The organism is Streptomyces sp. CBMA123 (assembly GCF_014596465.1).
Lineage (GTDB): Bacteria > Actinomycetota > Actinomycetes > Streptomycetales > Streptomycetaceae > Kitasatospora.
Genome location: NZ_MECK01000024.1, coordinates 1 through 23,793, shown reverse-complemented (window position 1 = coordinate 23,793; position 23,793 = coordinate 1). Strand labels below are relative to the sequence as shown.

The following is a 23,793-nucleotide window of genomic DNA, read 5'->3' as shown; positions in this document are numbered from 1 at the left end:
TCGTCGCTACCGCCCGGTCGGGGCGGAGCAGGCCGGGGCAGGGCAGGTCGGGCAGGGGGTCGGTGCGCAGGGAGTCGGTGCGCAGGGAGTCGGTGCGCAGGGAGTCGGTGCGCAGGGAGTCGGTGCGCACACCGCCGAGCCTACGGGCCGCTCTCCCGGGGGAGGCGGTACTCCTCCCCCGGGAGGAGGCAACTCCCCTCCCCAGCGGGAGGTTTGCCCCGCCCTGGCGGGCCAGACTCGATGCTGTCGGAACCACCGCTCACCAGGACAACCACCCGCCGGGACAACCGACCGCCGGAAACCCCAGCCCAGGAGGCCGAACCGCCATGACCCGCCGTCTCGCCACCGCCGCTGCCGCGCTCTGCCTCCTGGCGGCGACGGTCGCCACCGCCGCCCCGGCGACCGCCGCGGCACCGGCCTCCGCCGACGGCTTCGGTCCGGTGGTCCTGCGCGGGAACGCTGGGACGGTCCTCACCGCCGCCTTCGACGGCTTCACGGGAGACCCGGTCCAGCTCACGGTCGACGCCCGCGCCGACCACACCACCGACCCGGGCACCACCCGCGGCCACTTCCACGTCCGCCATGTGCACACCGACGGTCGGCTGGTCGCCGACTTCGAGGGGGACATCACCTGCCTGGCCGTCGGCGGCCGGGAGGCGATCGCCACCGGGGTCGTCACCAAGGGCGAGGTGCCGTGGTTCCCGGGCCGGCCGGTGGTCGGCCAGAAGGTCGCGCTCTCGGTCGAGGACGACGGCCGGCACGGGGACCGGGTCGGCTGGGTCTGGGGCTTCTTCGGCGCCCCGGTCTCGGACCGCCAGGGCACGGTACCGTTCATCCGCACGACCAGTGGCGACTTCACCGTGCGCGGCTGACCACCGCCCGACCAGGGCCTTCCGGGCTCCCGACCGGGCCGGGGTGTCACCGCCCGCCCGTTCCCCCGAACCCCCCGGAGGCCCCGATGCGCCCCGCCCACCCGGCCATAGGCCCGCTCTGTGGGATCGCGCCGGACGCAGGGCCCGAAAGAGCGGCCCTGGCCCACCCGACCGCACTCCGGTCGACCGAAGCCGGCGCGGGGTTCAACGACCTTACCGGGGAGGGCCGTTGAACCCCGCGTCCGATCAGACCGAGCAGCCCCGGCCCGACTACGGCCGACTCGCCGCCGTGGGCCCGTACTTCGCCCTCGACAGCGACGCCACCGGCACCCCGCCGCCCGGCTTCCGTCCACTGCCGGAGCTGTACGGTACCGGGCCGGACGCGCCGCTCGCGCCCCGGGTGCGGGTGGTGGCGCGGCGGCTGGGCACGGCCGAGCTCCGGGTCGCCGCCTCGATCCTGCACCTCGGGCTGGCCGCCCGGTTCTGGTCGGTGGGCATCGGCTCGGCCGTCCTGCTGGGGACGGTCCCGACCCTGGAGCACGCCTGGGTGCGGATCCCTGACCAGGGACCGATCGACCTCTGGACGCCGCCGGAGCCGGCCCGCCCCGATCCCGGCGAGCTCGTCGACCAGCTCCACGAGGCCGTCATGATCGGCTGGTTGGAGCCCTTGGCAGCAGCAGTGCGCGCCGCCGTGCCGCTCTCGGCGCGCCTGCTGCGCGGCAACGAGGCCTCCGCGCTGGCCGGGACGCTGCGGGTGCTGGACGCCCAAGTGCCGGGCCGGGCAACGGAGTTGGTCGCCCGGTTGCTGGCGCGTCCGCCGCTGGCGGGTTCGGGCACCCTGCTCGACGGCCCGCGCGGAGCCACGCTCCGGCGGACCAGTTGCTGCCTCTACTACCGAACCGGACCGGGCGCGGGGCTCTGCGGCGACTGCTGCTTCACCCGGCCGCCCGCTCGCCGGGAGCGGGGCTGACCGGCGGACAAGGGCCCGCGCCCGGCTTGTCCAAGGCCGGGCGCGGGCCGCCGATCCCCACCCGGTTCCGATGCCCTCGCACCGGGTGAAGTCCTTTCGGGCGTACGGTCCTCAGACCGCGACCGCCTCCTCCATCTCCTCCTCGGCCTCGGCCGGCCTCTCCACCGCTCGGCGCCCGCGGCCCTCGTACAGCGCCGCGGCTACCAGGGCCGCCCCGCCCAGCAGCAGCCAGACCACCAGGGTCAGCACGTGCCCGCCGAGGCCGGCGCCGCCGTCGAAGTACATGATGCTGCGCGCGCCCTCCAGGTAGCCGGCGCCGGTCCAGAAGCCGTGCAGGGCCCCGAAGAAGCCGTTCTGCAACTCGGGCCGGTAAATGCCGCCGGAGGAGGTGAAGTTGAGCATCACGAACAGCACCATCAGGGCGAGCGTGGTCCACTTCTTCAGGAAGCTGTGCAGCCCGATGCCGATCAGGACGATGCCCGCGGAGTAGAGCCAGCCGAGCGCCCAGATCGCGGCGTAGTCGTGGTCGACGACGTGGAAGAGCGGTCCGGCGGTGGCGATCCCGATCACGCTGACCACCAGCGAGACGGCCACGCCCACCAGGGCCCGGATCCGCATGCTCAGCCCGGCGCCGGCGGCGCCGATCACCGCGACGCTGGCGTAGGAGCCGATGCTCAGCGCGACCAGCAGGAAGAACAGGCCCTGGCCGGTCGGGTCGCCCTTGGCGGGGGTGGTGAGGTCGGTGACGTGCAGCGGGACGCCCTGCCGGTCGGTGACGTTGGTGAACACCGCCGTGGCGGCGACCACCGAGGTGTCCGAGTTGCCCTTGGCCACGATCAGTTCGGGGTTCCTGGCGTCCGGGACGAAGGCGCCGACCAGGTCGCGGTCGCGCAGCAGTCGCTCGGCGGCGGGGCGGTCGGCGACGGTCCGGACGTCCAGCGCGTCGCCGGCCTTGCCCTGGATGGTCTGCGCCAGGCCCTGGACCTGGGGGCCGGACCCGACGACGGCGACCTTGAGGTGGTGGGGCTCCGGCTGGTGGAAGGCGCCCTGGTAGGCGAGCGCCATGCCGAGGCACATCAGCAGCGGGGTGAGCAGGTGGACGGCGAGGTGCTTGAGCGAGTGCCCCAGGGTGGGCGCTGCGGCGGGGGTCTGGGGTGTGCTCATGGCGTTCGTACCGTCCTCCGATGTTCTTCCCTACCAGGTGGCAGATACAACCAATGCAGGTGGTAAATGCAACCATCTATGGATGTAGCTTACAACCATCTGACAGGATTCGGAAGCCGGGCCACCCCTAGCCCGCCCCGGCCGCCGACACCCCGTCGGCCCCCTGACCCGGAGCCCCGGGCCACGGACCCCGGGCCACGGACCCCGGGCTCAGCCCAGCTCGAACACGCCGTACGAGAAGCCGTCCGCCCGCAGCTCGCCGTCCACCACCCGCACGCCCTGCACCTCCAGCGGCCGCACAGCACCCCCGCCGGCACCGCCGCCCGCACCGCCGAAGCCTTCCGACAGCCGGACGACCCCCGGCTCCCGGCGCGGGTTCACCGCCACCAGGTACCGCCCGGACCGGGTGTACACCAGCGGGTACCCGGCGTTCCGCACCTCCACCCCGCCCGACGCACCCAGCCCGGGGTGGGCGCGCCGCAGCGCGATCAGCCGTCGGACGGTGTGCAGCAGCGAGGTCGGATCGGCCCGCTGGGAGAGCACGTCCGGGCGCCGCGGGTCCGGGTCCAGCGGCAGGTAGTACCGCTCGGGCGCGGCGGTGGAGAACCCGGCCGAAGGGCCCGGCGTCCACTGCATCGGGGTCCGCGAACCCGCCCGGTTGAAGCGCGGCCCCAGCACACTGCCCTCGACGTCCGGCAGCCCGGGCAGGTAGCGCAGGCCGATCTCGTCGCCATAGTACACCGCGGGCAGGGTCGGCCAGGTGAGCAGGAAGGCGAAGGCGGGGGCGAGTTGCGCGCCGGAGCGCGGCCCGGTGGCGAGCCGGGAGAAGTCGTGGTTGGCGGTGGGCAGCACGATGTGCCCGTTGCCCTCGGTGAGTTCGGCGGCGGAGCGCCAGGCGTCCAGGAAGGTCTGCGGGGTGCCGCGCCCCTCGGCCTCGAAGTAGCACGGGCCCTGCCGCCAGAACTCCTCCACCGTCCCGCCGTCGTTGTTCCACAGCGAGCGCAGCGCGAGGCCGTGGTCGTCCCCGCCGAAGTGCAGGAAGAAGTCCGCGTGGAATCCGGCCGCGACGGCGGCGGCCGGGTCGCCCCACTCGGCGAACAGCGCGGCCTCGGGGTGGGTGCGGTCCAGCCAGTCGCGCAGCTCGGTCCAGAGCTTGGCGGTCTCGACCCGGCCCGGGTCGTCCTTGACCAGCGAGTACGCCATGTCCACCCGGAAGCCGGCCACGCCGAGGCCCAGCCAGTGCGCCATGATGTCGCGCAGCGCCGCCCGGTTGGCGCGCGGGCCTTCGGCGTCCACCGGCTGACGCCACGGCTCCGCCGAACTGCCTTGTGCGTAGCCGAAGTTCAGGGCGGGCTGGCAGTCGAAGAAGTTCGGCCGGTACCAGCCCGGGCGGCTTCCGGGCGAGGCGACGAAGCCGTCCACCGGGCGGTCCGACCAGATGTAGCGCTGGTCGGCCGGGTCCTCGGCGGAGGCCAGGAACCAGGGGTGGCGGTCGGAGGTGTGCCCGGCGACCAGGTCCAGCAGGATCCGGATGCCCTTGCGGCGGGCGGCCTCGACCAGCGCGACCAGGTCCTCGGTGCGGCCGTAGCGCGGGGCGGGGGTGAGGTAGTCGGTGATGTCGTACCCGGCGTCGCGGAACGGCGAGGCGAAGCAGGGGTTGAGCCAGACGGTGTCCACGCCCAGCCAGGAGAGGTGGTCGAGGTGCTCGGTGATGCCGGCGAAGTCGCCGATGCCGTCGCCGTCGGAGTCCGCGAAGGACTGCGGGTAGATCTGGTACAGGACGGCGTCGGCCAGCCAGTCGGGGCCGGGGCGGGTCGAGGTCATGGGGTGGGTCCTCCTGCCGGGTCCGGGGGCCGCGCGGGCCGAGAGCCGAGGGGCCGGGGTGAGCCGGGTGCCACCGATTCTCGTCCAATCCCGGCCGTCCCGACAGCCCGCCTCACACCGTCACGGAACCACCGCCGGACCCGCGCGCCGCACCACCGACCACGCCCCCGTCGCTCCTTCACGGAACCACCGCCGGACCCGCGCCACCCGAACCCGCCGAGCCACCCGAACCCGCCGAACCCCCGTTACGACACCCCCGCCGCACAGGCCCGGGTGAACACCCGCGCCCGCCGGGTGATCTCCGCCCAGTCCCCCGCCTCCACCGCCGCCGGCGGCACCACGTCCGTCCCCGCGCACACCGCGAGCGCCCCCTGCGCCAGGAACTCGGCCGCGTTGCCCGCGTTCACCCCGCCCGAGGCCACCAACGGCACGTCCGGGTACGGGCCGCGCAGGTCCTTGAAGTAGCCGGGGCCGAACGACCGGGCCGGGAAGATCTTGACGGCGGCCGCGCCCAGGTCGACCGCCCGGGCCACCTCGGTCGGGGTGAGGGCCCCCAGCACCACCGGCACCCCGCGGGCCCGCCCGGCCTCCGCGACCTCGGGCCGGCAGCCCGGGGTGACCAGGAAGGACGCCCCGGCGTCGATCCCGCGCTCGGCCTGCTCGGCGGTCAGTACCGTCCCGACCCCGACCCGCCAGCCGGCCGCCGAGGCCCGTATCAGATGGGCCGTCACATCCGGTGTGGTGTAGGTGAATTCGGTGAAGCCGATGCCGCCCTCCGCGAGGGCTGCGCACAGCGCGGCGGCGTCCGGGATCCGGGGTGCGCGGACCACCGCGATCACCGGGTCGTTCCACAGCTCGGAAAGATCGCTCATGGGGCCAGAGTTCCTCGGTCGGTGCGGCGCAGGGCACGCCCGGGGCGGGCGCCGGTGGTGCGTCCCTGTCGGACGACGGCGGTGCCGTTGACGTACACGTACTCGATCCCCTCGGCGGGCAGCCGGGGCTGCTCGAAGGTGGCGGCGTCCCGGATCCGCCCGGGGTCGAGGAGCACCAGGTCGGCGTGGTACCCGGGGGCGATCCGGCCGCGCCGGTCCAGTCCCAGCCGGGCGGCGGGCCGACCGGTCATCCGGGCGATGGCCTCCTCCAGCGTGAGTACGCCCAACTCCCGGCTGTAGTGGCCGAGGTAGCGCGGGAAGGTGCCCCAGGCGCGCGGGTGCGGACGGGCCCCGACCAGCAGTCCGTCGCTGCCGACGGTGTGGGCGCGGTGGCGCATCACCGCCCGGACGTTCTCCTCGTGGCCGACGTGCTGGAGGATGGTGGTGCCCAACTCGTCCCGGCGCAGCAGGTCGAGGAAGACCTCCGCCCCGCCGGTCCCCCGCTCGGCGGCGAGTTCGGCGACCGTCCGGCCGACCGCCCGCGCCAGCTCCGCCGAGCGGACGCCGGAGATCTGGATGGTCGCCCAGTCGGCGACCACGCCGTGGCAGCCGTCGCTGCCCTGCTCCTCCATCGCGTACCGGATCCGCTCCCGGGCGCCCGGGTCGGCGAGCCGGGCCAGCGTCGCGGCCGGCCCGCCCTCGGTGGCCCAACTCGGCAGCAGGGCGGCCAGGGTGGTGGAGCCGGGCAGGTAGGGGTAGCTGTCCAGGGTGAGGTCCACGCCGTCCGCGAGCGCCTGGTCGACCAGCTCCAGGAACTCGCCGACCCGGCCGCGGTTGACGCCGAAGTTCATCGTGGCGTGGGTCAGGTGCAGCGCGCAGCCGGACCGCCGGGCGATCTCCACCATCTCCGCGTAGCCCTCCAACGCACCCTGCCCGTAGGACCGTTGGTGTGGCGCGTGGAATCCGCCGTAGGCCGCCACCACGGTGCACAGCTCGACCAGTTCGGCGGTGTCCGCGTACATCCCGGGGGTGTAGCTGAGGCCGCTGGACATCCCGACCGCCCCCTGCAGCAGGCTCCGCGCCAACACCTGCCGCATCCGGTCGAGTTCGGCCGGGGTGGGCGGGCGGTCGTCCCAGCCCATGGCGAGCATCCGCAGCGAGCCGTGCGGCACCAGGTAGCAGGCGTTGACGGCGACCCGGGTGCGGTCGATCCGGTCCAGGTAGCCGGCGACGTCGCGCCAGTCCCAGTCGAGGTCCGCCGGATCGCCGTTCCAGCCCGCCAGTTGGCGGCGCAGCGCGGGCAGGGTGGTGTCGTCCACCGGGGCGTAGGAGAGGCCGTCCTGGCCGAGGACCTCGCAGGTGACACCCTGGGTGACCTTGGCCGGGTGTTCGGGTTCGAGCAGCAGGGCGAGGTCGGAGTGGGCGTGCATGTCGATGAAGCCGGGGGCGAGCACCAGTCCGTCGGCGTCCACCTCCGAGGCCCCGCCGAGGCCCGCACCGATCTCGGTGATCAGGCCGTCGGCGATCCGCACGTCCGCCCGGTAGCGGCCGGCGCCGGTCCCGTCGACGACAGTCGCCCCCTTGAGGACGGTTGCGCCCTTCACGACGGCTGCTCCCTTGGCGACAACTGCCCGGCCGGCCGCTCTCGCCGCGTCCGTCATCAGAAGAACGTCCTGACCAGCCCGGTCACCTTCGGCTCGGCCGCGTCCGCCGAGTCCAGCACGGGAAGCGCCGTCCACTTGTCGAAGGCCGTGCACGGGTGGGAGACGCCGAGCCGCAGCACCGCGCCGAGCGGTGCGAGGTCGCCCGCGTCACGGAGGAAGGCATGCTGGTCGTTGAGCGCGGTGATCCGGGCCGACGTGCCCGTCAACGCCGCTCCCCCGCGCACCAGTTGCGGCTCGGGCAGGCCCTCGTCGAAGGGCAGGTCGCGCTTGCCCGCGTCCAGCAGGGCCAGTTGGGGCTCCGGCCGGGAGGCAACCCGGGCCCAGCCGTGCAGCGCGCCGCGGAAGGGGGCCTGCCCGGCGCCCCGGACGAGCGGCGAGATGCCCCGGTAGAACCCGTCGTCGTGGGCGATGTACGCACCCGAACGCAGCACCACCAGCGCCTCCGGCAGCGCGGCCAACTCCTCGACCACCAGGTCGAAGTAGGCGCTGCCGCCGGCCGACACCACCGGCGGCGCACCGTCCGGGTAGGCCGTGGCGAGCCGTCCGTGCAGCTCGCCGAGGGCCTTCAGGTAGCCGCGTACGGTGGCCAGCCCCTCGGCGGTGGCGTCGTGCGCGAGGGCGCCCTCGTACCCGCCGACGCCGGCGAGCCGCAGGGTGGGGGCGCGCAGTACGGCGGCGGCGACCTCGACGGCCGCGTCCACGCCCCGCGCGCCGGTCCGCCCGCCCGGGCCGCCGAGTTCGATCAGCACCTCGACCGGCCGCTCGGCTCCGGCGGCGCGCAGCGCCTCGTCCATCTGCCGTACGCCCTCGGTGGAGTCGGTCCAGCAGAGGAAGGCGAAGTCAGGGTCGGCGGCCAGTTCGGCGGCGAGCCAGGCCAGTCCGGCCGGGTCGAGCAGGGTGTTGGCGAGCAGGATCCGCTGGACGCCGAAGGCTCGGGCGACCCGTACCTGCGGCAGATTGGCGAGGGTGATGCCGTGGCTGCCGGCGGCGAGCTGGGCCTGCCAGAGTTCGGGCGCCATGGTGGTCTTGCCGTGCGGGGTGAGCGCGACGCCCGCCTCGGCGCACCAGCGGGCCATGGTGCGGACGTTGTGGTCGAGCGCCGCGGCGTCGAGGGTGAGCAGCGGGGTGCCGAGGTCGGAGAGGGTGGGCCCGGTGGCGAGCCAGTCGCGGACGGTGTGCCCCCAGCTCTCCGGTGGGGCGGCCTTGAACCGCCAGTCGAGGGTCTCGTCGGCCAGGGCGGCCACCGCTCCTTCGTTGATCCCCGGCCCGGTCACGCGGCTCGCGAAGGTCACGCTGCTCGCGCGGGCACCGCCACGAGCGAAGGCACCGCTCCCGAGGTCGCCACCGTCTGCGAAGGTCTGCTCCACCGTCTTCCTCCATCCACCATATTGCAACATGTGCAACGAGGGTTGCACATGTTGGCACCACGGTTCTAGCATCGGCGCCGGATCACGGTCAACGGAACCGACTGGCGGTCGGACCCGGCCGGCCCGCACGCCACCGGACCGCCGCAGACGAGGAGCCCAGCAGATGCCGCCACAGGACACCCCGGGGCCGGCCCGCCCCGGTCCTCCCCCGACGGCCGTGTGCGTGGGCGAGTCGATGGCCGTCCTGCTGCCCGACCGCCCGGGGCCACTGGAGGCCGTGGACACCTTCCGGCTGTCCGTCGGCGGCGCGGAGTCCAACGTGGCCGGGGCACTGGCCGGCCTCGGCGTGCCGACGGCCTGGATCAGCCGGGTCGGCGACGACGGCTTCGGCCGCCGCCTGCTCGCCGAGGTCGCCGCCCGCGGCGTGGACGTCTCCGGCGTGACCGTCGACCCGCACCGCCCGACCGGTCTCTACCTGAAGGAGGTCGGCGGCGCCACCGGCCACCGGCACGACCTCGGCCCCGGCCGCAGCCGCCTGCACTACCACCGGCGCGGCTCCGCGGCCGCCGCACTCTCCCCCGCCCTGCTCACCGACCCGGCCGCCGCCCGGCTGCTGGCGGGCGCCCGGCTGCTCCACCTGTCCGGCATCACCGCCGCGCTCTCCGACGAGTGCCTGGCCCTGCTGCGTGCCCTGCTCGCCGACCGACGCCCCGGGCGGCTGGTCAGCTTCGACCTCAACTGGCGCCCCGGGCTCTGGCGGGACCGCGACCCGGCCGTGCTGCCGCCTCTGCTGGACGCCGCCGACCTGCTGCTGCTCGGCGCCGACGAGGCCCAGGCCGCCTTCGGCACCGACGAGCCGGCCGCGCTGCGCCGCCGCTTCCCGTCCCCCGCCACCGTGGTGGTCAAGGACGCCGCCCGGCTGGTCACCGCACTGGAGCGGGACGGCACGGTGATCGCCGAACCGGCTCTGGCCGTCGAGGTGGTCGAGGCCACGGGTGCGGGCGACGCCTTCGCGGCCGGCTACCTGGCCGGCACCCTCCACGGCCTGGACCAGCGTCGCCGGCTGCGGCTCGGCCACCTGGCCGCGGCCTGCGCCCTGACCGCCCACGGCGACCAGGCCGACCTGCCGCCCGCCCCGGTGGTGACCGCCCTGCTCGACGCCTCGCCCGCCGACTGGGCCGCCACCCGGGTCACCGCCGCCGCCATCACCTCCCCGGCCCTGCCCACTTCGCCGACCCTGCCCGCCGCCCCCGCCCTGCCCACTTCCCCCGCCCTGCCCGCCGCCCCGGCCCGGGCCGAATGAGCGTCAACCCCAGCCACCCGACCGGAGCCCGAGCCCGATGAGCCAGACCGTCACCCGCGCCCTGCGCATCCTCGCCCAGCTCGGCGAGGGCGAGCGCTCCCTCGACCAGCTGGCCGAGGTCCTCGGCGTGCACAAGACCACCGTGCTGCGGCTGCTCCAGAGTCTGGAGGAGGAACGGTTCGTCTACCGCGACGCGGCCTACCGCTACCACCTCGGCGCGGGCCTGTTCGCCCTCTCCGGCCTCGCCCTGGAGCAGCGCGGCATCCGCCGGATCGCCGCCCCGCACCTCGCCGAGCTGAACTCCGCCACCGGCCAGACCGTGCACCTGGCGGCGTACGAGGGCGGCGAGGTGGTCTACATCGACAAGTTCGACTCCCGTCACCCGGTCAGGATGTACTCCCGGATCGGGCTGCGCGCGGCCCTGCACAGCGCCGCCGTCTCCAAGGTGCTGCTGGCCGACCTCCCGCTGCCGGAACGCCGCCGGGTGGTGGCCGGGATCGACTTCACCCCGCACACCGAACGCACCCTCACCACCCCCGAGGCGCTGCTCGCCGAGCTGGAGAAGGTCGCCGCCCAGGGCTGGGCGCAGGACCACGCCGAGCACGAGGCCTTCATCAACTGCGTGGCCGCCCCGATCCGGGACGCCAGCGGCCGGGTCGTCGCCGCCGCGTCGATCTCCGTCCCGGACGTCCTCCTCCCGTACGAGCAGGTGCTGGACCTCCTGCCGCAGCTGCTCGCCACCGCCCGCGCCGTTTCGGCCGACTGCGGCCGCCCCGAACAATCCTGACGGACAGTCACCAACCGCACGTAAGGAACCCCATGGACTCCGACAAGCTCGAGATCCGCACCGACGGCGCCCCGGCCCCCGCCTGGATGTTCTCCCAGGGCGTCCGCAAGGGCCCGATCCTGCAGGTCTCCGGCCAGGGCCCGCAGGACCCGGCCACCGGCGAGTACCTCCACCACGGCGATGTGAAGGCCCAGACCCGCCGCACGCTGGAGAACGTCAAGGCCATCGTCGAGGCCGGCGGCGCCACCATCGAGGACGTGGTGATGTTCCACGTCTACCTCACCAAGCGCGCCGACTTCCCGCTGATGAACGAGGTCTACGCCGAGTTCATCGACGAGAACATCGAGCCGGGCGGCGTGAAGCCCTGCCGGACCACCGTCTTCGTCGAACTGCCGCAGGAGCCGATGCTGGTGGAGATCGACGCCCAGGCCGTCGTCTCCTGACCCACCGCCAACGCCCCCGGGGCCCGGACGCCACCGCGCGTCCGGGCCCTCGCCGCACTTGCCACACCCCCACCCGGACATTAGGTTAGGCTCACCTAACTAACAGGAGGTCCGTCCATGAGCCTGCCCACCGGCGACGCCCAGGTGCCCGAGGAGCCCACCACCGCCGACCGGGTCCACAGCCTGCTCAGCGCGACCTCCTCACTCACCGTGCGCGCCCTCGGCGAGCACCACGAGCTGGACACCCCGGTCTCCGTCCACGGCTCCCGGCTGCGCCTGCGCGTCCCGCTCGACGCCCCGCTCACCGCGGCCGCCGCCGGCGCCAGCGACGGCCTGGCCGTCGTGCTCGACGTCACCGACGTCTCCCCCGTCGCCGTCCGCGACCGGATCCGCGCCCGGCTCACCCTGGCCGGCCGGCTGCACCTGGCCCACCTCACCGACGACGGCCTCGGCGTCCACCTGCGCGTCGACGTCGCCCACGCCGTCCTCGCCACCCCGTACGGCACCAACGCGCTCACCGCCGCCGAGCTCACCCTCGCCACCCCCGACCCGCTGGCCCGGCACGAGGCCGCCCTGCTCACCCACCTGGCCGACGACCACGCCGACGCCCTCGACCTGCTCACCCGCCTGCTCGACCCGGCCCTGCTCACCCACCGGCCGGCCGTCCGCCCGCTCGCCCTGGACCGCCACGGCCTGGTGCTGCGCCTGGACCACTCGCACGGCCACCGCGACGTCCGCCTGGTCTTCCCCCAACCCGCCGACGACACCGAGGACTTCGGCCACCGGATGCACGAGCTGCTCACCGCCGCCGAGCACGGCCTGCCCGCCCGCCGGCGCTGACCGCTCACCGCTCCGCCGCGTCCTCCAGCACGATCCGCCCCATCCGCGCGTACAGCTCCGGCCGCCGGCGCCGCAGCACCAGCGCCGTCCCGATCCCGCCCAGGAACACCCCGATCACCAGGTACGGGGTCAGCCGGAACAGCAGGGTGCCCGCCGCCGCCCCCGCCGCCGCACCCCGGTTGACCACCAGCAGCGCCACCACCGCGCCCATCGCCACCCCGCCGGCCAGCGGCGCGAGCAGCGTCCGGCACCAGTGCGCGGTCTCCGGGTGCCGGCCCTGCACGTGGAAGTACCCCACCACCGCGAAGGAGCACAGCGTCTGCACCACCAGGATCGCCATCGTCCCCAACAGCGCCAGCAGCGTGTACAGATGGACGTACGGGTCCATCCCCGCCGCCAGGAACGCCAACACCAGCCCGGCCGCGATCACCGACTGCGCGACCGAGGCGACGTACGGCGAACCGTGCCGCGGATGGGTCCGGCCGAGCGCCGGGTGCAGCAGCCCCTCCCGCCCGATCGCGTACAAGTACCGTGCGGCGCACTGGTGGAAGGCCATCGCACAGGCGAACGAGCCGGTGACGACCAGCCATTGGAACACCGTGACCGCCCAGCTGCCCAGGTGTGCGCCGAGCGGATCGAGGAACAGGCTGTTCCCGTCCTTGCCCGGCACCGCCCCGCTCGCCACCGCGATCGCGTGCTCGACTCCGTTGCCGGACAGGATCATCCAGGACACGAAGACGTAGAACAGCCCGATCCCGATCACCGACACCATGGTGGCCCGCGGCACCACCCGCTTCGGGTCCCGCGACTCCTCGCCGTACATCGCCGTCGACTCGAAGCCGACCCAGGAGCAGAACGCGAAGAACAGTCCCAACCCGGCCGCCGCCGGTCCCGAACTCCCCGCTCCCCTGAGCCCGTTCAACGGGTTCACGGCCTCGCCGACGATCCCGTCCGGCCCGCCACCGGAGACCAGCACGGCCAGCGAGACCGCGCCCAGCACCACCAGCTCCAGCACCAGCGCCACCCCGAGCACCTTCGCCGTCAGATGCAGGTCGAACCAGGCCATCACCCCGATCGCCGTCATCCCGAGCACCGCGTACCAGCCCCAGCCGAGGTCCACGCCCAGCTGCGACCGGACCAGCCCGCGCAGCGAGTACGCGAAGAAGCCGATGACCGAGGCCTCGAAGATCATGTAGGCCAGCAGCGCGAGCATCCCCGAGGCCATCCCGACCACCCGGCCGAGCCCGTGCGAGACGTAGCCGTAGAACGCCCCGGCCGCCGTGATGTGCCGGGCCATCGCCACGTACCCGACCGAGAACACCGTGAGCACCGCGGTCGCCAGGACGTACGCGGCCGGCGCGCCGAGCCCGTTGCCCTGCCCGATGACGATCGGCAGGTTCCCGGTCATCGCGGTGATCGGGGCCGCGGTGGCGACCGCCATGAACACCACGCCCGCCAGGCCGACCGAGTCCGCCTTCAGCCGGTCGACCCCGCCCGGCCCGGCCCGCTCACCGGCGGAACCGACCGCGTCCCCGCTCCGGACGGTCATCCGGCCTCCTCGTCCACCCGGACACTGCCGCCCGCCGAACCGGCCGGGCACTGACTGACCGACAGGATCGCGCGCCGACGGCCGCCCCGGAGTACGGCTGATGATCCGACGAAGCCAACGGGTTGACGGCGCGTTCGAGGCCCCGAACACCGCCACGGACCGGAAACGGCGGTGGCCGGCCCGGCCGCACGAGAGCTTGTCCCGTGCGGCCGGGCCGGCCGTGGGCGTGTCCCGCGCCCAGGTCCACTGCTGCGGCGATCACCCGGTCGAGCGGTCACCCGACATGACCATCCCGGGCGGTCGATTCGCCCCGCATCAGCGGTGGTTCACACGGTCCCGTGGAAGGGACCAGGGATCAGAGCGCGACGCCGTGCGCCCGCAGGTAGGCGACCGGGTCGATGTCCGAGCCGTACTCCGGACCGGTGCGGATCTCGAAGTGCAGGTGCGGGCCGGTCACATTGCCGGTCGCACCGGAGAGGCCCAGCTGCTGGCCGGTGGTGACGCTCTGGCCGACCTTCACGCCGATCGAGGACAGGTGCGCGTACTGCGCGTACTTGCCGTCGGCGAGCTTGATCTCGACCTCGTTGCCGTAGGCGCCGTCGTTGGCGGCCTTCACCACGACACCCTTGGCGACGGCGCGCAGCGGGGTGCCGGTGGAGGCGATGAAGTCCTGGCCGGTGTGGTGGCCGGAGGCCCACATCGAGCCGGCCACGCCGTAGGCCTCGCCCAGCACCGGGTTGGCGAGCGGGGCGACGAAACCGGTGGTGACGGCGACCGGGGCGGCGGTGACGGCCTGGGCCGGGGCGGCGGTCTGCACCTGGGTCTGCAGCTGGGCGCCCGGCTTGGCGGCCTCGGTCTGGACCTGCACCTGGGTGTCCGCGGCGGCGGAGGCGTCCTGGGTGGCCGGAGCAGCGGCCGGCTTCGCCGGGGCGGCGGGCGCGGCGGGCTTCGCGGCGTCAGCCGCGTGGCCCACGAGGGCCAGCTGCTGGCCCGGGAAGATCAGGTTCGGGTTGGCCCCGACCACCGAGCGGTTCTGCTCGTACAGCGCGTGCCAGCCGCCCTGGACGTCCTTGATGTCGGCGATCTTCGAGAGGGTGTCGCCACTGATGACGCGGTAGCTCTGGTGCCCGGCGGCCGGAGCGGCGTCCTGCGAAGCGACCGAGGCGACCGAAGCGGTCGAGGCGGCCGGAGCAGCCGGGGAGGTGTCCGCCTGGGCGCCCATCGCGGTCACGAGCGGCAGGACGAACGAGGCGCCGGTGACGGCGGTGGCGATGCCGATCCGGGCGGCACGGGGCAGGGCGATACGACGAGCCTGTGCAGGCATGGAATTTTCCTCTCCGACGCCTGCGAGGTGAGCTGTCGGGTTCGGGCTGGAGTTGCCCGGCCGCATGCGCGGCTTCACCCCAAGCCGGTCCTGGTCGTCCACGCCCTGAAAAGGCGCGAACTCCGGTCCGGCGACTTACCTGTGGGTCCCCCGCTCCTGCCGTACAGAGTTCGGTGCGAGCCACCGGGCAGCGGCAGGACTCGGCGTTCCACCCGGTGGATCCGTCCGGGCTGGCCGGGCGGTCGCTGAACTAAAACTCATCCGTTCAGGTGAAGCAATGTCGATCTCTTGAATCGGCAACCAATCCCGGCGCAGTGGTCACCCTCCGAATGATCCGCTGCACCGTACGTGCACAATCCATTCACTCCGCGCCACTGATCCAGCACCCTGCGCCGACCAGGCCACCCCTGCGCGATCGTCCGGTCACGAACCGCCACGGGCCGACACACCACCCGGTGACCCTTGTCACGTACACCCCGGCGGGCGCAGGATCAGCCGGTGGCCACCTCTCAAGCAGGAACTCTGCGCCTGGGCACCGCGCAGGGTCGCTGGGTTCTCCTGGCAACGGTGCTCGGCTCCAGCATGGCGATGCTCGACGGCACCGTGGTGAACGTCGCCCTCCCCCGGATCGGCGCCGACCTCGGCGCCTCCCTCGCCTCCCTGCAATGGACCCTGAACGCCTATCTGCTCACCCTGGCGGGCCTGATCCTGCTCGGCGGCGCCCTCGGCGACCGCTACGGGCGGCGCCGGGTCTTCCTCATCGGCGTGGTCTGGTTCGCCGCCGCGTCCGCGGCCTGCGCCGCCGCCCCGACCATCCACGTGCTGATCGCCGCCCGCGCCGTCCAGGGCATCGGCGGGGCGCTGCTCACCCCGGGCTCGCTCGCCATGCTCCAGGCCGTCTTCCACCCGGACGACCGCTCGGCGGCGGTGGGCCTGTGGTCCGGCCTGGGCGGGGTGTCGGCGGCCGTCGGCCCCTTCCTCGGCGGCTGGCTGGTGGACGGCCCCGGCTGGCGCTGGATCTTCCTGCTGAACCTGCCGCTGGCCGCCGCCGTCATCGCGGTGACCTCCCGTTACGTCCCGGAGAGCCGGGACGAGTCCGCGACCGGCCGCTTCGACGTGCCCGGCGCGCTGCTCGCCGCGCTCGCCCTCGGCGCGATCACCTACGCGCTCACCGCCGCCGGGGAGGGCCTGTCCCCCGCCGTCTGGGTCACCGGCGCGATCGGCCTGCTGCTGGGCGCCGCCTTCGTGACCGTCGAGCGGCGCTCGCCCTATCCGATGCTGCCGCTCGGACTGTTCTCCTCCCGGCTGTTCACCGCCGTGAACCTGGTCACCCTCTGCGTCTACGCGGCGTTCAGCGGGGTGTTCTTCCTGCTGGTGGTGCAGCTTCAGATCGTCTCCGGGTTCTCCCCGCTGGTCTCCGGCTTCGCCCTGGTGCCCATCACGGTGCTGATGCTGACCCTGTCCGCGCGCGCCGGTCGCCTCGGCAAGCGGATCGGCCCGCGCCTCCCGCTCACCGTCGGCCCGCTGCTGTGCGCCGCCGGGGTGCTGCTGATGCTGCGCATCGGCCCCGGCTCCTCCTACTGGGTGGACGTGCTGCCCGCCGTCGCGGTGATGGGCTCGGGGATGACCCTGCTGGTCGCACCGCTGACCGCGACCGTGCTGGCCGCCGTCGAGGTGCGGCACGCGGGCATCGCCAGCGGCGTCAACAACGCCGCCGCCCGCGCGGCCGGCCTGCTCGCGGTGGCCGCGCTGCCGGCCCTGGCCGGGCTGAGCGGCGACGCCTACCGGGTGCCGTCCTCGGTGGACTCCGCCTTCCACACCGCGATGCTGATCTGCGCGGGCCTGCTGGCCACCGGCGCGCTGATCGCCTTCACCACCATCCGGGGCAACGTGCTCGCACCGGAGGAGGAGCACCCGGTGGCCGAGCCGAACTGCGACTGGCCCTGCGCCACCACCACCCCGCCGTTCGACCCGGGCCGCCCCCGGACGCCCGAGGGCCCCACCACCGGAACGGCGGCGGGGCCCTCGGCCGAGAGCTGACGCGACGTCAATTCAGCGGCGCGTCAGAGGATGTCGCCGGGCGCGTACTTGGCCGCCTCCGGGTAGGCCGCCGCCACGGCCGCCACCTGGCGGACGACCTCGGCGACCTGCGCCCCGGCCGCACCGGTGAAGGACAGCCGGTCGCCCAGCAGCGCGTCCAGCGCGGCCCGGTCCAGCGGGATCCGCTCGTCGGCGGCGAGCCGGTCCAGCAGCTCGTTCTCCCGGGCGCCCGCGCGCATCGCCAGCGCGGAGGCGACGGCGTGCTCCTTGATGACCTCGTGGGCGGTCTCCCGGCCGACGCCCGCGCGCACCGAGCCCATCAGCACCTTGGTGGTGGCCAGGAACGGCAGGTAGCGGTCCAGCTCGGCCTCGATCACGGCGGGGAAGGCGCCGAACTCGTCCAGGACGGTGAGGAAGGTCTCCAGCAGGCCGTCGAAGGCGAAGAAGGCGTCCGGCAGCGCGACCCGGCGCACCACCGAGCAGGAGACGTCGCCCTCGTTCCACTGGTCGCCGGCCAGCTCGCCGGTCATCGAGGCGTAGCCGCGCAGGATCACGGCCAGGCCGTTGACGCGCTCGCAGGAGCGGGTGTTCATCTTGTGCGGCATCGCGGAGGAGCCGACCTGACCCTCCTTGAAGCCCTCCGTCACCAGCTCGTGGCCGGCCATCAGACGGATGGTCTTGGCCAGGCTGGACGGCGCGGCGGCCAGCTGGACGAGGGCAGTGAGCACCTCGAAGTCCAGCGAGCGCGGGTAGACCTGGCCGACGCTGGTGAGCACGTGGTCGAAGCCGAGGTGGCCGGCGACCCGGCGCTCCAGCTCGGCCAGCTTCCCGGTGTCGCCGCCGAGCAGGTCCAGCATGTCCTGGGCGGTGCCGACCGGGCCCTTGATCCCGCGCAGCGGGTAGCGGGCGATCAGCTCCTCCAGGCGGCGGAAGGCGACCAGCAGCTCGTCGGCGATCGACGCGAAGCGCTTGCCCAGGGTGGTGGCCTGCGCGGCCACGTTGTGCGAGCGGCCGGCCATGACCAGCTCGGAGTTCTGGGCGGCCAGGTCGGCCAGGCGCACCAGCACGGCGACCGTACGGTCCCGGACGTGCTCCAGGGACTGGCGGATCTGCAGCTGCTCGACGTTCTCGGTCAGGTCCCGGGAGGTCATTCCCTTGTGGATCTGCTCGTGGCCGGCGAGGTCGCTGAACTCCTCGATCCGGGCCTTCACGTCGTGGCGGGTGATCCGCTCACGGGCGGCGATCGAGCCGAGGTCGACCTGGTCGATCACCCGCTCGTAGTCGGCGACGGCGTTCGCCGGAACCTCGACACCGAGGTCCTGCTGGGCCTTCAGGACGGCGAGCCACAGGTGGCGCTCGAGGACCACCTTGTGCTCGGGGGACCACAGCTGGGCCAGGGTCGCCGAGGCGTACCGGGAGGCCAGGACATTGGGGATCTGGGGCTTCGCGCTCACGCTTCGCAAGCCTAACAGCCGAGGTCACGCCGAACGTCGGCGGATGGGGACCTGTCCGTCACCCTCATCCGCGCCACCTGCGCGCCCCGCCGCACCACCGGTCGCTGCCCCCGGGACTCGCCGACGCGCGCCGAGCGCGCCGGCCGGCCGCTACTGCTGCGCCCCTGTCGGCCGCTACTGCTGCGCGCCGCCGGAACGGCCGGCCAGCACCGGCAGGACCTGCCCGCAGATCGAGTGCAGGGCGATCCGCTGCTCGTCGGTCATCGCCTCGAAGGCCTGGTGGGTGCGGGCCATCTCGCCGCGGATGCGGTTGAGGATCTCCCGGCCCTCGGCCGTGATCACCACGATCTTCACCCGGCGGTCACCGGCCGCCGCCTCCCGGTTGGCGAGGCCCAGCGTCTCCAGCCGGTCCACGATCCCGGTCACGTTCGACGCGTCGCAGCCCAGGCGCCCGGCCAGTGCCCGCATCGGGACCGGTTCCTGCACCGAGCCCAGCGCCTTGGCCTGGGAGGAGGACAGCCCGTGCCGGGCCGCGGCCGCCGCGAAGTCCTGGAAGTACGCGGCACCGACGGCGGCCAACGCCTCCATCAGCTCGGCGTTGGTCGGTACGGTCGTCGTCGAGGTCGAACCCATGGGGTCAGCGTACGGCCGAGTGCTTCAGTAACTCAAGCTTTGACCACGGCAACCGTCGGCGAGCCGCCTCACGGTACCGCCGATCGGGGGACGGTCAGAGCACCAGCTGGTCGAACAGCCGCCGCAGCTCGACCTCCGGGTCCGCGGTCAGCCCGGTGTGCACCGGCCCCGGCTGGACGATCGCGCTGCGCGGCGCGGTCAGCCAGCGGAACCGCTGCCCGGGGCTGTCCGAGGCCGCCGGACCGGCCGCCGGGCCGCCCAGGCAGACCGCCTCGATCCCCTGAAGCGCCCGCCGCACCCCCTGCACGTCCGCCACCGGGTCCAGCGCCAGCAGCCGGGCCTGGTCCAGGTGGGTGCGCGCGGCCAGGTGCGCGTGCTGCCGGCAGTACAGCAGCACCCCGACGTTCACGCACTCACCGCGCTCCACCCGCGGCACCGCCCGGATCACGGCGTACTCGTAGTCGTGCAGTTCCACGACGGCCGGCAGCGCGGCGGACAGCGGCTCGGTCATGCGGGCACCTCCGGCAGCCAGTCACGCGGACCGGCCAGTCGCTCGGTCAGCTGGGAGCGGTACGCGGCGCGCACGTCCTCGGGCGAGTCGAAGCCGAACTCGTCCAGCAGCCACACCTCGGGGATCCGCGCCACCGCCGCCTCGATCGCCGCCTCCGCGAGCGGCGCGAGCGCCTTGTCCGCCGCCGCCAGATCCGGCCGGGCGCGCAGCAGCGCATGGTCGGACGCGTCGTACGGGCGGCGCACCCAGGCGGCGGCGCCGGCCCAGTTGTGATGGAAGATCAGGCTGGCACCGTGGTCGATCAGCCGCAGCCCGCCGGTCGCCACCAGCAGGTTGGGGTTGCGCCAGGAGCGGTCGACATTGCCGATCAACGCGTCGAACCAGAGCACCTGCCCAGCCAGTTCGGGGTCCACCTCGAAGCAGAGCGGGTCGAAGTTGAGCGCGCCGCTGACGAAGGCCATCCCGAGGTTGGTCCCGCCGCTGGCCCGGATCTGGTCCTGCACCTGGTGGTCCGGCTCGCTGCGCGCGAGCACCGGATCCAGGTCGATGGTCACCAGCTCCGGCACCGGCAGCCCGAGCCGCCGCCCCAGCTCCCCGGCCAGCACCTCCGCCACCAGGGCCTTGCGGCCCTGCGCCGCGCCGACCCATTTCAGCGCGTACAGCCGCCGGTCGTCGGCCTCGACCAGGCCCGGCATCGAGCCGCCTTCTCGCAGTGGGGTCACATACCGGACCGCCGTCACCTCGGGGAGCACGCCCGACAGCTTATCGGTGCCCCACCCACCCCCGTACGCACCCGGCCTCCACACCCCCGACGGCTCGTCTCCGCACGCGCCGCCGAACCCGACCCACCGAACCCGCGCCACCGAACCCGACCCGCCCCGAACCCCACCCCACGACCCTCTCCTTCCCCTCCTCCCCCCACCGCCCCACCCCGGTGGCAGCCCCCGCTGCTCCGTGCGAGTGTGGCGGACAGTAATGGGGGCCTTCCGGTACGACCTGTACGGCAAAGGGATGAGCGATGGAACGACCTCGGATCCTGATCGTGGGCGGCGGCTTCGCAGGCCTGGAGTGCGCCCGCCGCCTCGAACGCAAGCTCTCGCCGTCGGAGGCCGAGATCACGCTGGTCACGCCGTTCAGCTACCAGCTCTACCTCCCCCTCCTCCCGCACGTCGCCGCGGGCGTCCTCACCCCCCAGTCCGTCGCGGTCTCCCTGCGCCGGAGCCTGCGCCGCACCCACATCGTCCCGGGCGGCGCCATCGGCGTGGACCCGGCCTCCCGGGTGTGCGTCGTCCGCAAGATCACCGACGAGGTGGTCGCGCAGAAGTACGACGTCCTGGTGCTCGCCCCCGGCAGCGTCACCCGCACCTTCGACATCCCCGGGCTCACCGATTACGCCCGCGGCATGAAGACGCTCGCCGAGGCGGCCTACGTCCGCGACCACGTGATCGCCCAACTCGACCTCGCCTCAGCGACCTTGGACCAGCGGGAGCGCGAGTCCCGGCTGCAGTTCGTGGTGGTCGGCGGCGGCTACGCGGGCACCGAGACGGCCGCCTGCCTGCAGCGCCTGACCACCGCGGCCGCCCGCCGCTACCCCCGGCTGGACGCCCGCCAGATCAAGTGGCACCTGATCGACATCGCCCCCAAGCTGATGCCCGAGCTCGGCGACGCGCTCGGCACCGCCGCCCTGGAGGTGCTGCGCGACCGCGGCATCGACGTGTCACTGGGGGTCTCGGTGGCCGAAGTCGGCGCCGAGTCGGTCAAGTTCACCGACGGCCGGGTGCTCCCCTGCCGCACCCTGATCTGGACCGCCGGCGTGGCCGCGAGCCCGCTGATCGGCACCCTGGACGCGGAGACGGTCCGCGGCCGGCTGGCGGTGACGGCGGAGATGCGGGTGCCGCAGTTCGAGGGCGTGTTCGCGCTCGGTGACGCGGCCGCCGTTCCCGACCTGGCCAAGGGCGACGGCGCGGTGTGCCCGCCGACCGCCCAGCACTCGGCCCGTCAGGGCCGCGCGGTGGCCGACAACGTGATCGCCTCGCTCCGCAACCAGCCCCTGGAGCCGTACTACCACAAGGACTTGGGCCTGGTGGTCGACCTCGGCGGCAAGGACGCGGTGTCCAAGCCGGTCGGTATCGAACTGCGTGGCGTGCCCGCCCAGTTGGTGGCCCGCGGCTACCACCTGATGGCGATGCGGACCAATGCGGCGAAGTTCCGGGTGAGCGCGAACTGGCTGCTCAACGCGACCGCCGGGGACGACTTCGTCCGCACCGGCTTCCTGGCCCGCCAGCCCGCCCGGCTGCAGGACTTCGAGTACACCGACGCCTATCTGACGAAGGATCAGGTACGGGCCCACGCTCAGTCCCTGCTCGCCAAGGGCTGAGCCGAGAGCTGAGCCAGGGCTGAGCCCAGGGCCGCCCCGGAGGCCGTCCCGAGCCGCACCGCCGCCCCTCGCCCACCCGGGCCAGGGGCGGCGGCACGTCCGCCTCACTCCGCCGTCAGGTACATCCCGCTCGCGTCCTGCCCGGCCGTGTTGTCGCACGCGTAGTTGCCCGTCGGCCGGGCCCACAGCCGGCTCAGACAGGCGCCGAGCGCCTGCTGCCCGTAGTAGTTGGGGTGCATCGACTCCTGCAGCACGCCCTGGGTGGTGTTGAGGCCACCGTCCAGGAAGCGCGCCCATTCGCTGGTGGTCGCGGACGGGCCGGAGCCCGCGGTCGGCTGCTGCGCGGAGGTGGAGCACACCTCACGGCCCTGCAGCATGTTGGAGAGGTCCAGGAACTGCGCCCCCTTGGACGCCGCGACTCCCGCCAGCGCCTTGGAGATCTGCGGCACCATCGAGTCGCGCGCCCAGTCGGCGTCCCCGTCCCAGAACGGGCAGCCGCCGGTGTCCGAGCGGCTCCAGCCGCTCTCCGGGTAGCGCATCTCGGCGCTGCGCGGGATCGGCGAGGGGTACGACTGCAGCACCAGCCGGTAGTCGGTCCGCGCATAGCCCGCGTTGGTCATGACGGCCCGGATCTCGTCGATCGCCTTGCCGACCCCGGCCATCGCGGCGGGCATCTTCGAGTCGATCGCCGACTGCTGCGAGTCGTGGCAGTAGGAGTACCAGACCAGGTAGTCCTGGACGCAGTTCGAGATGACACTGGAGAAGCCGAGGTCGTTGCCGCCGATCGACAGCGTGATCAGCTTGACGTTGTTCTGGGCCGCCACGGTGGCGAGCTGGTCGGCCTGCGGAGCCTCGCCCTTCAGGGACTGCCCGCCGTTGGAGGCGCGGAAGATGTTGCCGGTGACGGCGCCCGAGCAGGCCAGGTTGATCTGCTTCTGCGCGATGCCCTGGGCGCCGAGCACCTCGGAGACGTCGGAGCGGTCGCACCCGCTCGCCGCCGTCGGGCCGTAGACCAGCGAGGGGTCGTACGAACTGCCGTTCCAGGCCCGGTCGGTGCCGGTCCGACTCGCGCTGGAGTCGGCGGAGTTGCCCTTCCACCGGCCGGCCTCGCCGGAGATGTAGCTGTCGCCGAGCGTGACGCTGGCGGTCGGCCCGCTGGGAACGGCGGCCGGGGCCGCCGAGGCGGGGGTGGCGAGGGCCAGTCCGGCCAGGGTCAGCGGCAGGGCGGCGGCTGCGGTGAGCAGCCGTCGGCCGAGTCGAGGGGTGCTGCTGGTGACGCTCGAACCGTTTTCGGGCACGGCGGAACTCCTGCGGCTCGGTCTTCCCGCGGTTTGGGGGCGGGAGGACGCGTAGGTGAGGGAAGGCCGCCGGCCGGTGGCGCAAGGAAGATGACATGGCCGCGCTGGTTACCGCTAGGTACGTGCAGCAGGTTTCCCGCTTTGTTACCGACGGGTTCAGACCAGCCGGGAGTCGGCCCCGCCCGTTCCCAGCACCGCGGCAAGATCGTCGGCCAGTTCCGTCGCGCCCGCACGGTCGAGGCGGGCGACGGTGAACCGCAGCCCGGGCGGCGACTGGATCCGGAACCGCGCCCCGGGCGCCGCCACCCAGCCGCGCTGCACCAGCGCCGCCAGCACCGAGGTCTCGTCGGGCACCGGCACCCAGACGTTCAGCCCGCTCGCCCCGTGCGCCTCGATGCCGCGCGCCGCCAGTTCCGTCAGCAGCGCCTCCCGGCGCGCCCGGTAGGCGGCGGCCACGCTCGCGGCCGGCGCCGCGTCGGCGCGCCAGAGTTCGGCGACGGT

Annotated in this window: 20 protein-coding genes, 1 pseudogene and 1 riboswitch; of the genes and pseudogenes, 8 read left to right on the top strand and 13 right to left on the bottom strand. The window is 73.8% G+C overall.

The genetic code is table 11. The features are described from left to right. Positions 1-326: 326 nt before the first annotated feature. Together BG452_RS04775 and BG452_RS04770 are read left to right on the top strand one after the other, a co-directional pair. The gene (locus BG452_RS04775) at positions 327-872 is read left to right on the top strand and encodes a hypothetical protein (RefSeq protein ID WP_188302888.1); all 546 of its coding nucleotides are present in this window, start codon (positions 327-329) and stop codon (positions 870-872) included. A gap of 229 nt (positions 873-1,101) precedes the next feature. Further along, positions 1,102-1,842 carry a (2Fe-2S)-binding protein gene (locus BG452_RS04770; protein ID WP_188302887.1) on the top strand — a complete coding sequence of 247 codons (741 nt, stop codon included), beginning with the start codon at positions 1,102-1,104 and terminating at the stop codon, positions 1,840-1,842. Between the two features lie 111 nt (positions 1,843-1,953). Here the strand turns inward: BG452_RS04770 and BG452_RS04765 are convergent, their stop codons facing one another. The 5 genes from BG452_RS04765 to BG452_RS04745 form a co-directional block, all read right to left on the bottom strand. Then, the gene (locus BG452_RS04765; protein ID WP_188302886.1) at positions 1,954-3,006 is read right to left on the bottom strand and encodes a hypothetical protein; all 1,053 of its coding nucleotides are present in this window, start codon (positions 3,004-3,006) and stop codon (positions 1,954-1,956) included. Positions 3,007-3,216: 210 nt separating this feature from the next. Beyond that, positions 3,217-4,830: an alpha-amylase family glycosyl hydrolase gene (locus BG452_RS04760; RefSeq protein ID WP_188302885.1), complete on the bottom strand. Its 1,614-nt coding sequence runs from the start codon at positions 4,828-4,830 to the stop codon at positions 3,217-3,219. Positions 4,831-5,075: 245 nt separating this feature from the next. Beyond that, a complete protein-coding gene (locus BG452_RS04755; protein ID WP_188302884.1) occupies positions 5,076-5,702 on the bottom strand; it encodes a bifunctional 4-hydroxy-2-oxoglutarate aldolase/2-dehydro-3-deoxy-phosphogluconate aldolase in 627 nt (208 codons plus the stop codon). Further along, complete coding sequence (locus BG452_RS04750) at positions 5,699-7,306, bottom strand: D-aminoacylase (protein WP_317620903.1); 1,608 nt, start codon at positions 7,304-7,306, stop codon at positions 5,699-5,701. Before BG452_RS04750 ends, BG452_RS04755 begins: the two co-directional genes overlap by 4 nt. Positions 7,307-7,362: 56 nt before the next feature. Beyond that, positions 7,363-8,733 carry an alanine racemase gene (locus tag BG452_RS04745; protein WP_317620902.1) on the bottom strand — a complete coding sequence of 457 codons (1,371 nt, stop codon included), beginning with the start codon at positions 8,731-8,733 and terminating at the stop codon, positions 7,363-7,365. A 163-nt stretch (positions 8,734-8,896) separates the two neighbouring features. Between BG452_RS04745 and BG452_RS04740 the strand changes: the two genes are divergently transcribed. The 4 genes from BG452_RS04740 to BG452_RS04725 all read left to right on the top strand — a co-directional run bounded on the left by BG452_RS04740 (position 8,897) and on the right by BG452_RS04725 (position 12,106). Further along, entirely contained in the window at positions 8,897-10,036 is a 1,140-nt protein-coding gene (locus BG452_RS04740; RefSeq protein ID WP_188302881.1) for a sugar kinase, read from the top strand. A gap of 37 nt (positions 10,037-10,073) precedes the next feature. Further along, complete coding sequence (locus BG452_RS04735; protein ID WP_188302880.1) at positions 10,074-10,823, top strand: IclR family transcriptional regulator; 750 nt, start codon at positions 10,074-10,076, stop codon at positions 10,821-10,823. Between the two features lie 32 nt (positions 10,824-10,855). Then, positions 10,856-11,266: a RidA family protein gene (locus BG452_RS04730; protein WP_188302879.1), complete on the top strand. Its 411-nt coding sequence runs from the start codon at positions 10,856-10,858 to the stop codon at positions 11,264-11,266. Between the two features lie 117 nt (positions 11,267-11,383). Beyond that, positions 11,384-12,106 (top strand): DUF2470 domain-containing protein, encoded by a 723-nt coding sequence (locus BG452_RS04725; protein ID WP_188302878.1) that lies wholly within the window; start codon positions 11,384-11,386, stop codon positions 12,104-12,106. A 4-nt stretch (positions 12,107-12,110) separates the two neighbouring features. On the opposite strand, the gene BG452_RS04720 is transcribed toward BG452_RS04725, so the two are convergent. Beyond that, positions 12,111-13,655, bottom strand: coding sequence for an APC family permease (locus BG452_RS04720; RefSeq protein WP_188302877.1), 1,545 nt, complete (start codon positions 13,653-13,655; stop codon positions 12,111-12,113). 355 nt (positions 13,656-14,010) lie between these two features. Further along, positions 14,011-14,979, bottom strand: coding sequence for a LysM peptidoglycan-binding domain-containing M23 family metallopeptidase (locus tag BG452_RS04715; protein WP_188302876.1), 969 nt, complete (start codon positions 14,977-14,979; stop codon positions 14,011-14,013). Positions 14,980-14,981: 2 nt separating this feature from the next. Then, a riboswitch (cyclic di-AMP (ydaO/yuaA leader) is annotated at positions 14,982-15,165 on the bottom strand. A gap of 312 nt (positions 15,166-15,477) precedes the next feature. Here BG452_RS04715 and BG452_RS04710 point away from each other — a divergent pair. Then, on the top strand, positions 15,478-17,019 hold the full coding sequence (locus BG452_RS04710; protein WP_317620901.1) for an MFS transporter: 1,542 nt from the start codon (positions 15,478-15,480) through the stop codon (positions 17,017-17,019). 23 nt (positions 17,020-17,042) lie between these two features. Here the strand turns inward: BG452_RS04710 and purB are convergent, their stop codons facing one another. From purB to BG452_RS04690, 4 genes are all read right to left on the bottom strand, one after another. After that, positions 17,043-18,482, bottom strand: a complete 1,440-nt coding sequence (purB, locus tag BG452_RS04705) for an adenylosuccinate lyase (RefSeq protein WP_188302875.1) — start codon at positions 18,480-18,482, stop codon at positions 17,043-17,045. Between the two features lie 165 nt (positions 18,483-18,647). After that, the gene (locus BG452_RS04700; protein WP_188302874.1) at positions 18,648-19,106 is read right to left on the bottom strand and encodes a MarR family winged helix-turn-helix transcriptional regulator; all 459 of its coding nucleotides are present in this window, start codon (positions 19,104-19,106) and stop codon (positions 18,648-18,650) included. A 94-nt stretch (positions 19,107-19,200) separates the two neighbouring features. Next, positions 19,201-19,617, bottom strand: coding sequence for a DUF3037 domain-containing protein (locus tag BG452_RS04695; RefSeq protein WP_188302873.1), 417 nt, complete (start codon positions 19,615-19,617; stop codon positions 19,201-19,203). Beyond that, positions 19,614-20,369, bottom strand: coding sequence for a HipA family kinase (locus BG452_RS04690; protein ID WP_188302872.1), 756 nt, complete (start codon positions 20,367-20,369; stop codon positions 19,614-19,616). Before BG452_RS04690 ends, BG452_RS04695 begins: the two co-directional genes overlap by 4 nt. Positions 20,370-20,635: 266 nt before the next feature. On the opposite strand from BG452_RS04690, the gene BG452_RS04685 reads away from it, so the two are divergent. Further along, the gene (locus tag BG452_RS04685) at positions 20,636-21,994 is read left to right on the top strand and encodes an NAD(P)/FAD-dependent oxidoreductase (protein ID WP_188302871.1); all 1,359 of its coding nucleotides are present in this window, start codon (positions 20,636-20,638) and stop codon (positions 21,992-21,994) included. Positions 21,995-22,098: 104 nt separating this feature from the next. Here BG452_RS04685 and BG452_RS04680 read toward each other — a convergent pair whose 3' ends face one another. After that, positions 22,099-23,292 carry a GDSL-type esterase/lipase family protein gene (locus BG452_RS04680; RefSeq protein WP_317620900.1) on the bottom strand — a complete coding sequence of 398 codons (1,194 nt, stop codon included), beginning with the start codon at positions 23,290-23,292 and terminating at the stop codon, positions 22,099-22,101. 156 nt (positions 23,293-23,448) lie between these two features. After that, a pseudogene (locus tag BG452_RS04675) lies at positions 23,449-23,793 on the bottom strand (GntR family transcriptional regulator); the annotation flags it as partial.

What these genes read in the sequence shown, in the direction of transcription:
- BG452_RS04720 (WP_188302877.1), bottom strand. Translation starts at nt 13,655, where the DNA reads ATGACCGTCCGGAGCGGGGACGCGGTCGGTTCCGCCGGTGAGCGGGCC.
- BG452_RS04765 (WP_188302886.1), bottom strand. Translation starts at nt 3,006, where the DNA reads ATGAGCACACCCCAGACCCCCGCCGCAGCGCCCACCCTGGGGCACTCG.
- BG452_RS04775 (WP_188302888.1), top strand. Translation starts at nt 327, where the DNA reads ATGACCCGCCGTCTCGCCACCGCCGCTGCCGCGCTCTGCCTCCTGGCG.
- BG452_RS04730 (WP_188302879.1), top strand. Translation starts at nt 10,856, where the DNA reads ATGGACTCCGACAAGCTCGAGATCCGCACCGACGGCGCCCCGGCCCCC.
- BG452_RS04740 (WP_188302881.1), top strand. Translation starts at nt 8,897, where the DNA reads ATGCCGCCACAGGACACCCCGGGGCCGGCCCGCCCCGGTCCTCCCCCG.
- BG452_RS04760 (WP_188302885.1), bottom strand. Translation starts at nt 4,830, where the DNA reads ATGACCTCGACCCGCCCCGGCCCCGACTGGCTGGCCGACGCCGTCCTG.
- BG452_RS04685 (WP_188302871.1), top strand. Translation starts at nt 20,636, where the DNA reads ATGGAACGACCTCGGATCCTGATCGTGGGCGGCGGCTTCGCAGGCCTG.
- BG452_RS04735 (WP_188302880.1), top strand. Translation starts at nt 10,074, where the DNA reads ATGAGCCAGACCGTCACCCGCGCCCTGCGCATCCTCGCCCAGCTCGGC.
- BG452_RS04695 (WP_188302873.1), bottom strand. Translation starts at nt 19,617, where the DNA reads ATGACCGAGCCGCTGTCCGCCGCGCTGCCGGCCGTCGTGGAACTGCAC.
- BG452_RS04715 (WP_188302876.1), bottom strand. Translation starts at nt 14,979, where the DNA reads ATGCCTGCACAGGCTCGTCGTATCGCCCTGCCCCGTGCCGCCCGGATC.
- BG452_RS04725 (WP_188302878.1), top strand. Translation starts at nt 11,384, where the DNA reads ATGAGCCTGCCCACCGGCGACGCCCAGGTGCCCGAGGAGCCCACCACC.
- BG452_RS04755 (WP_188302884.1), bottom strand. Translation starts at nt 5,702, where the DNA reads ATGAGCGATCTTTCCGAGCTGTGGAACGACCCGGTGATCGCGGTGGTC.
- BG452_RS04700 (WP_188302874.1), bottom strand. Translation starts at nt 19,106, where the DNA reads ATGGGTTCGACCTCGACGACGACCGTACCGACCAACGCCGAGCTGATG.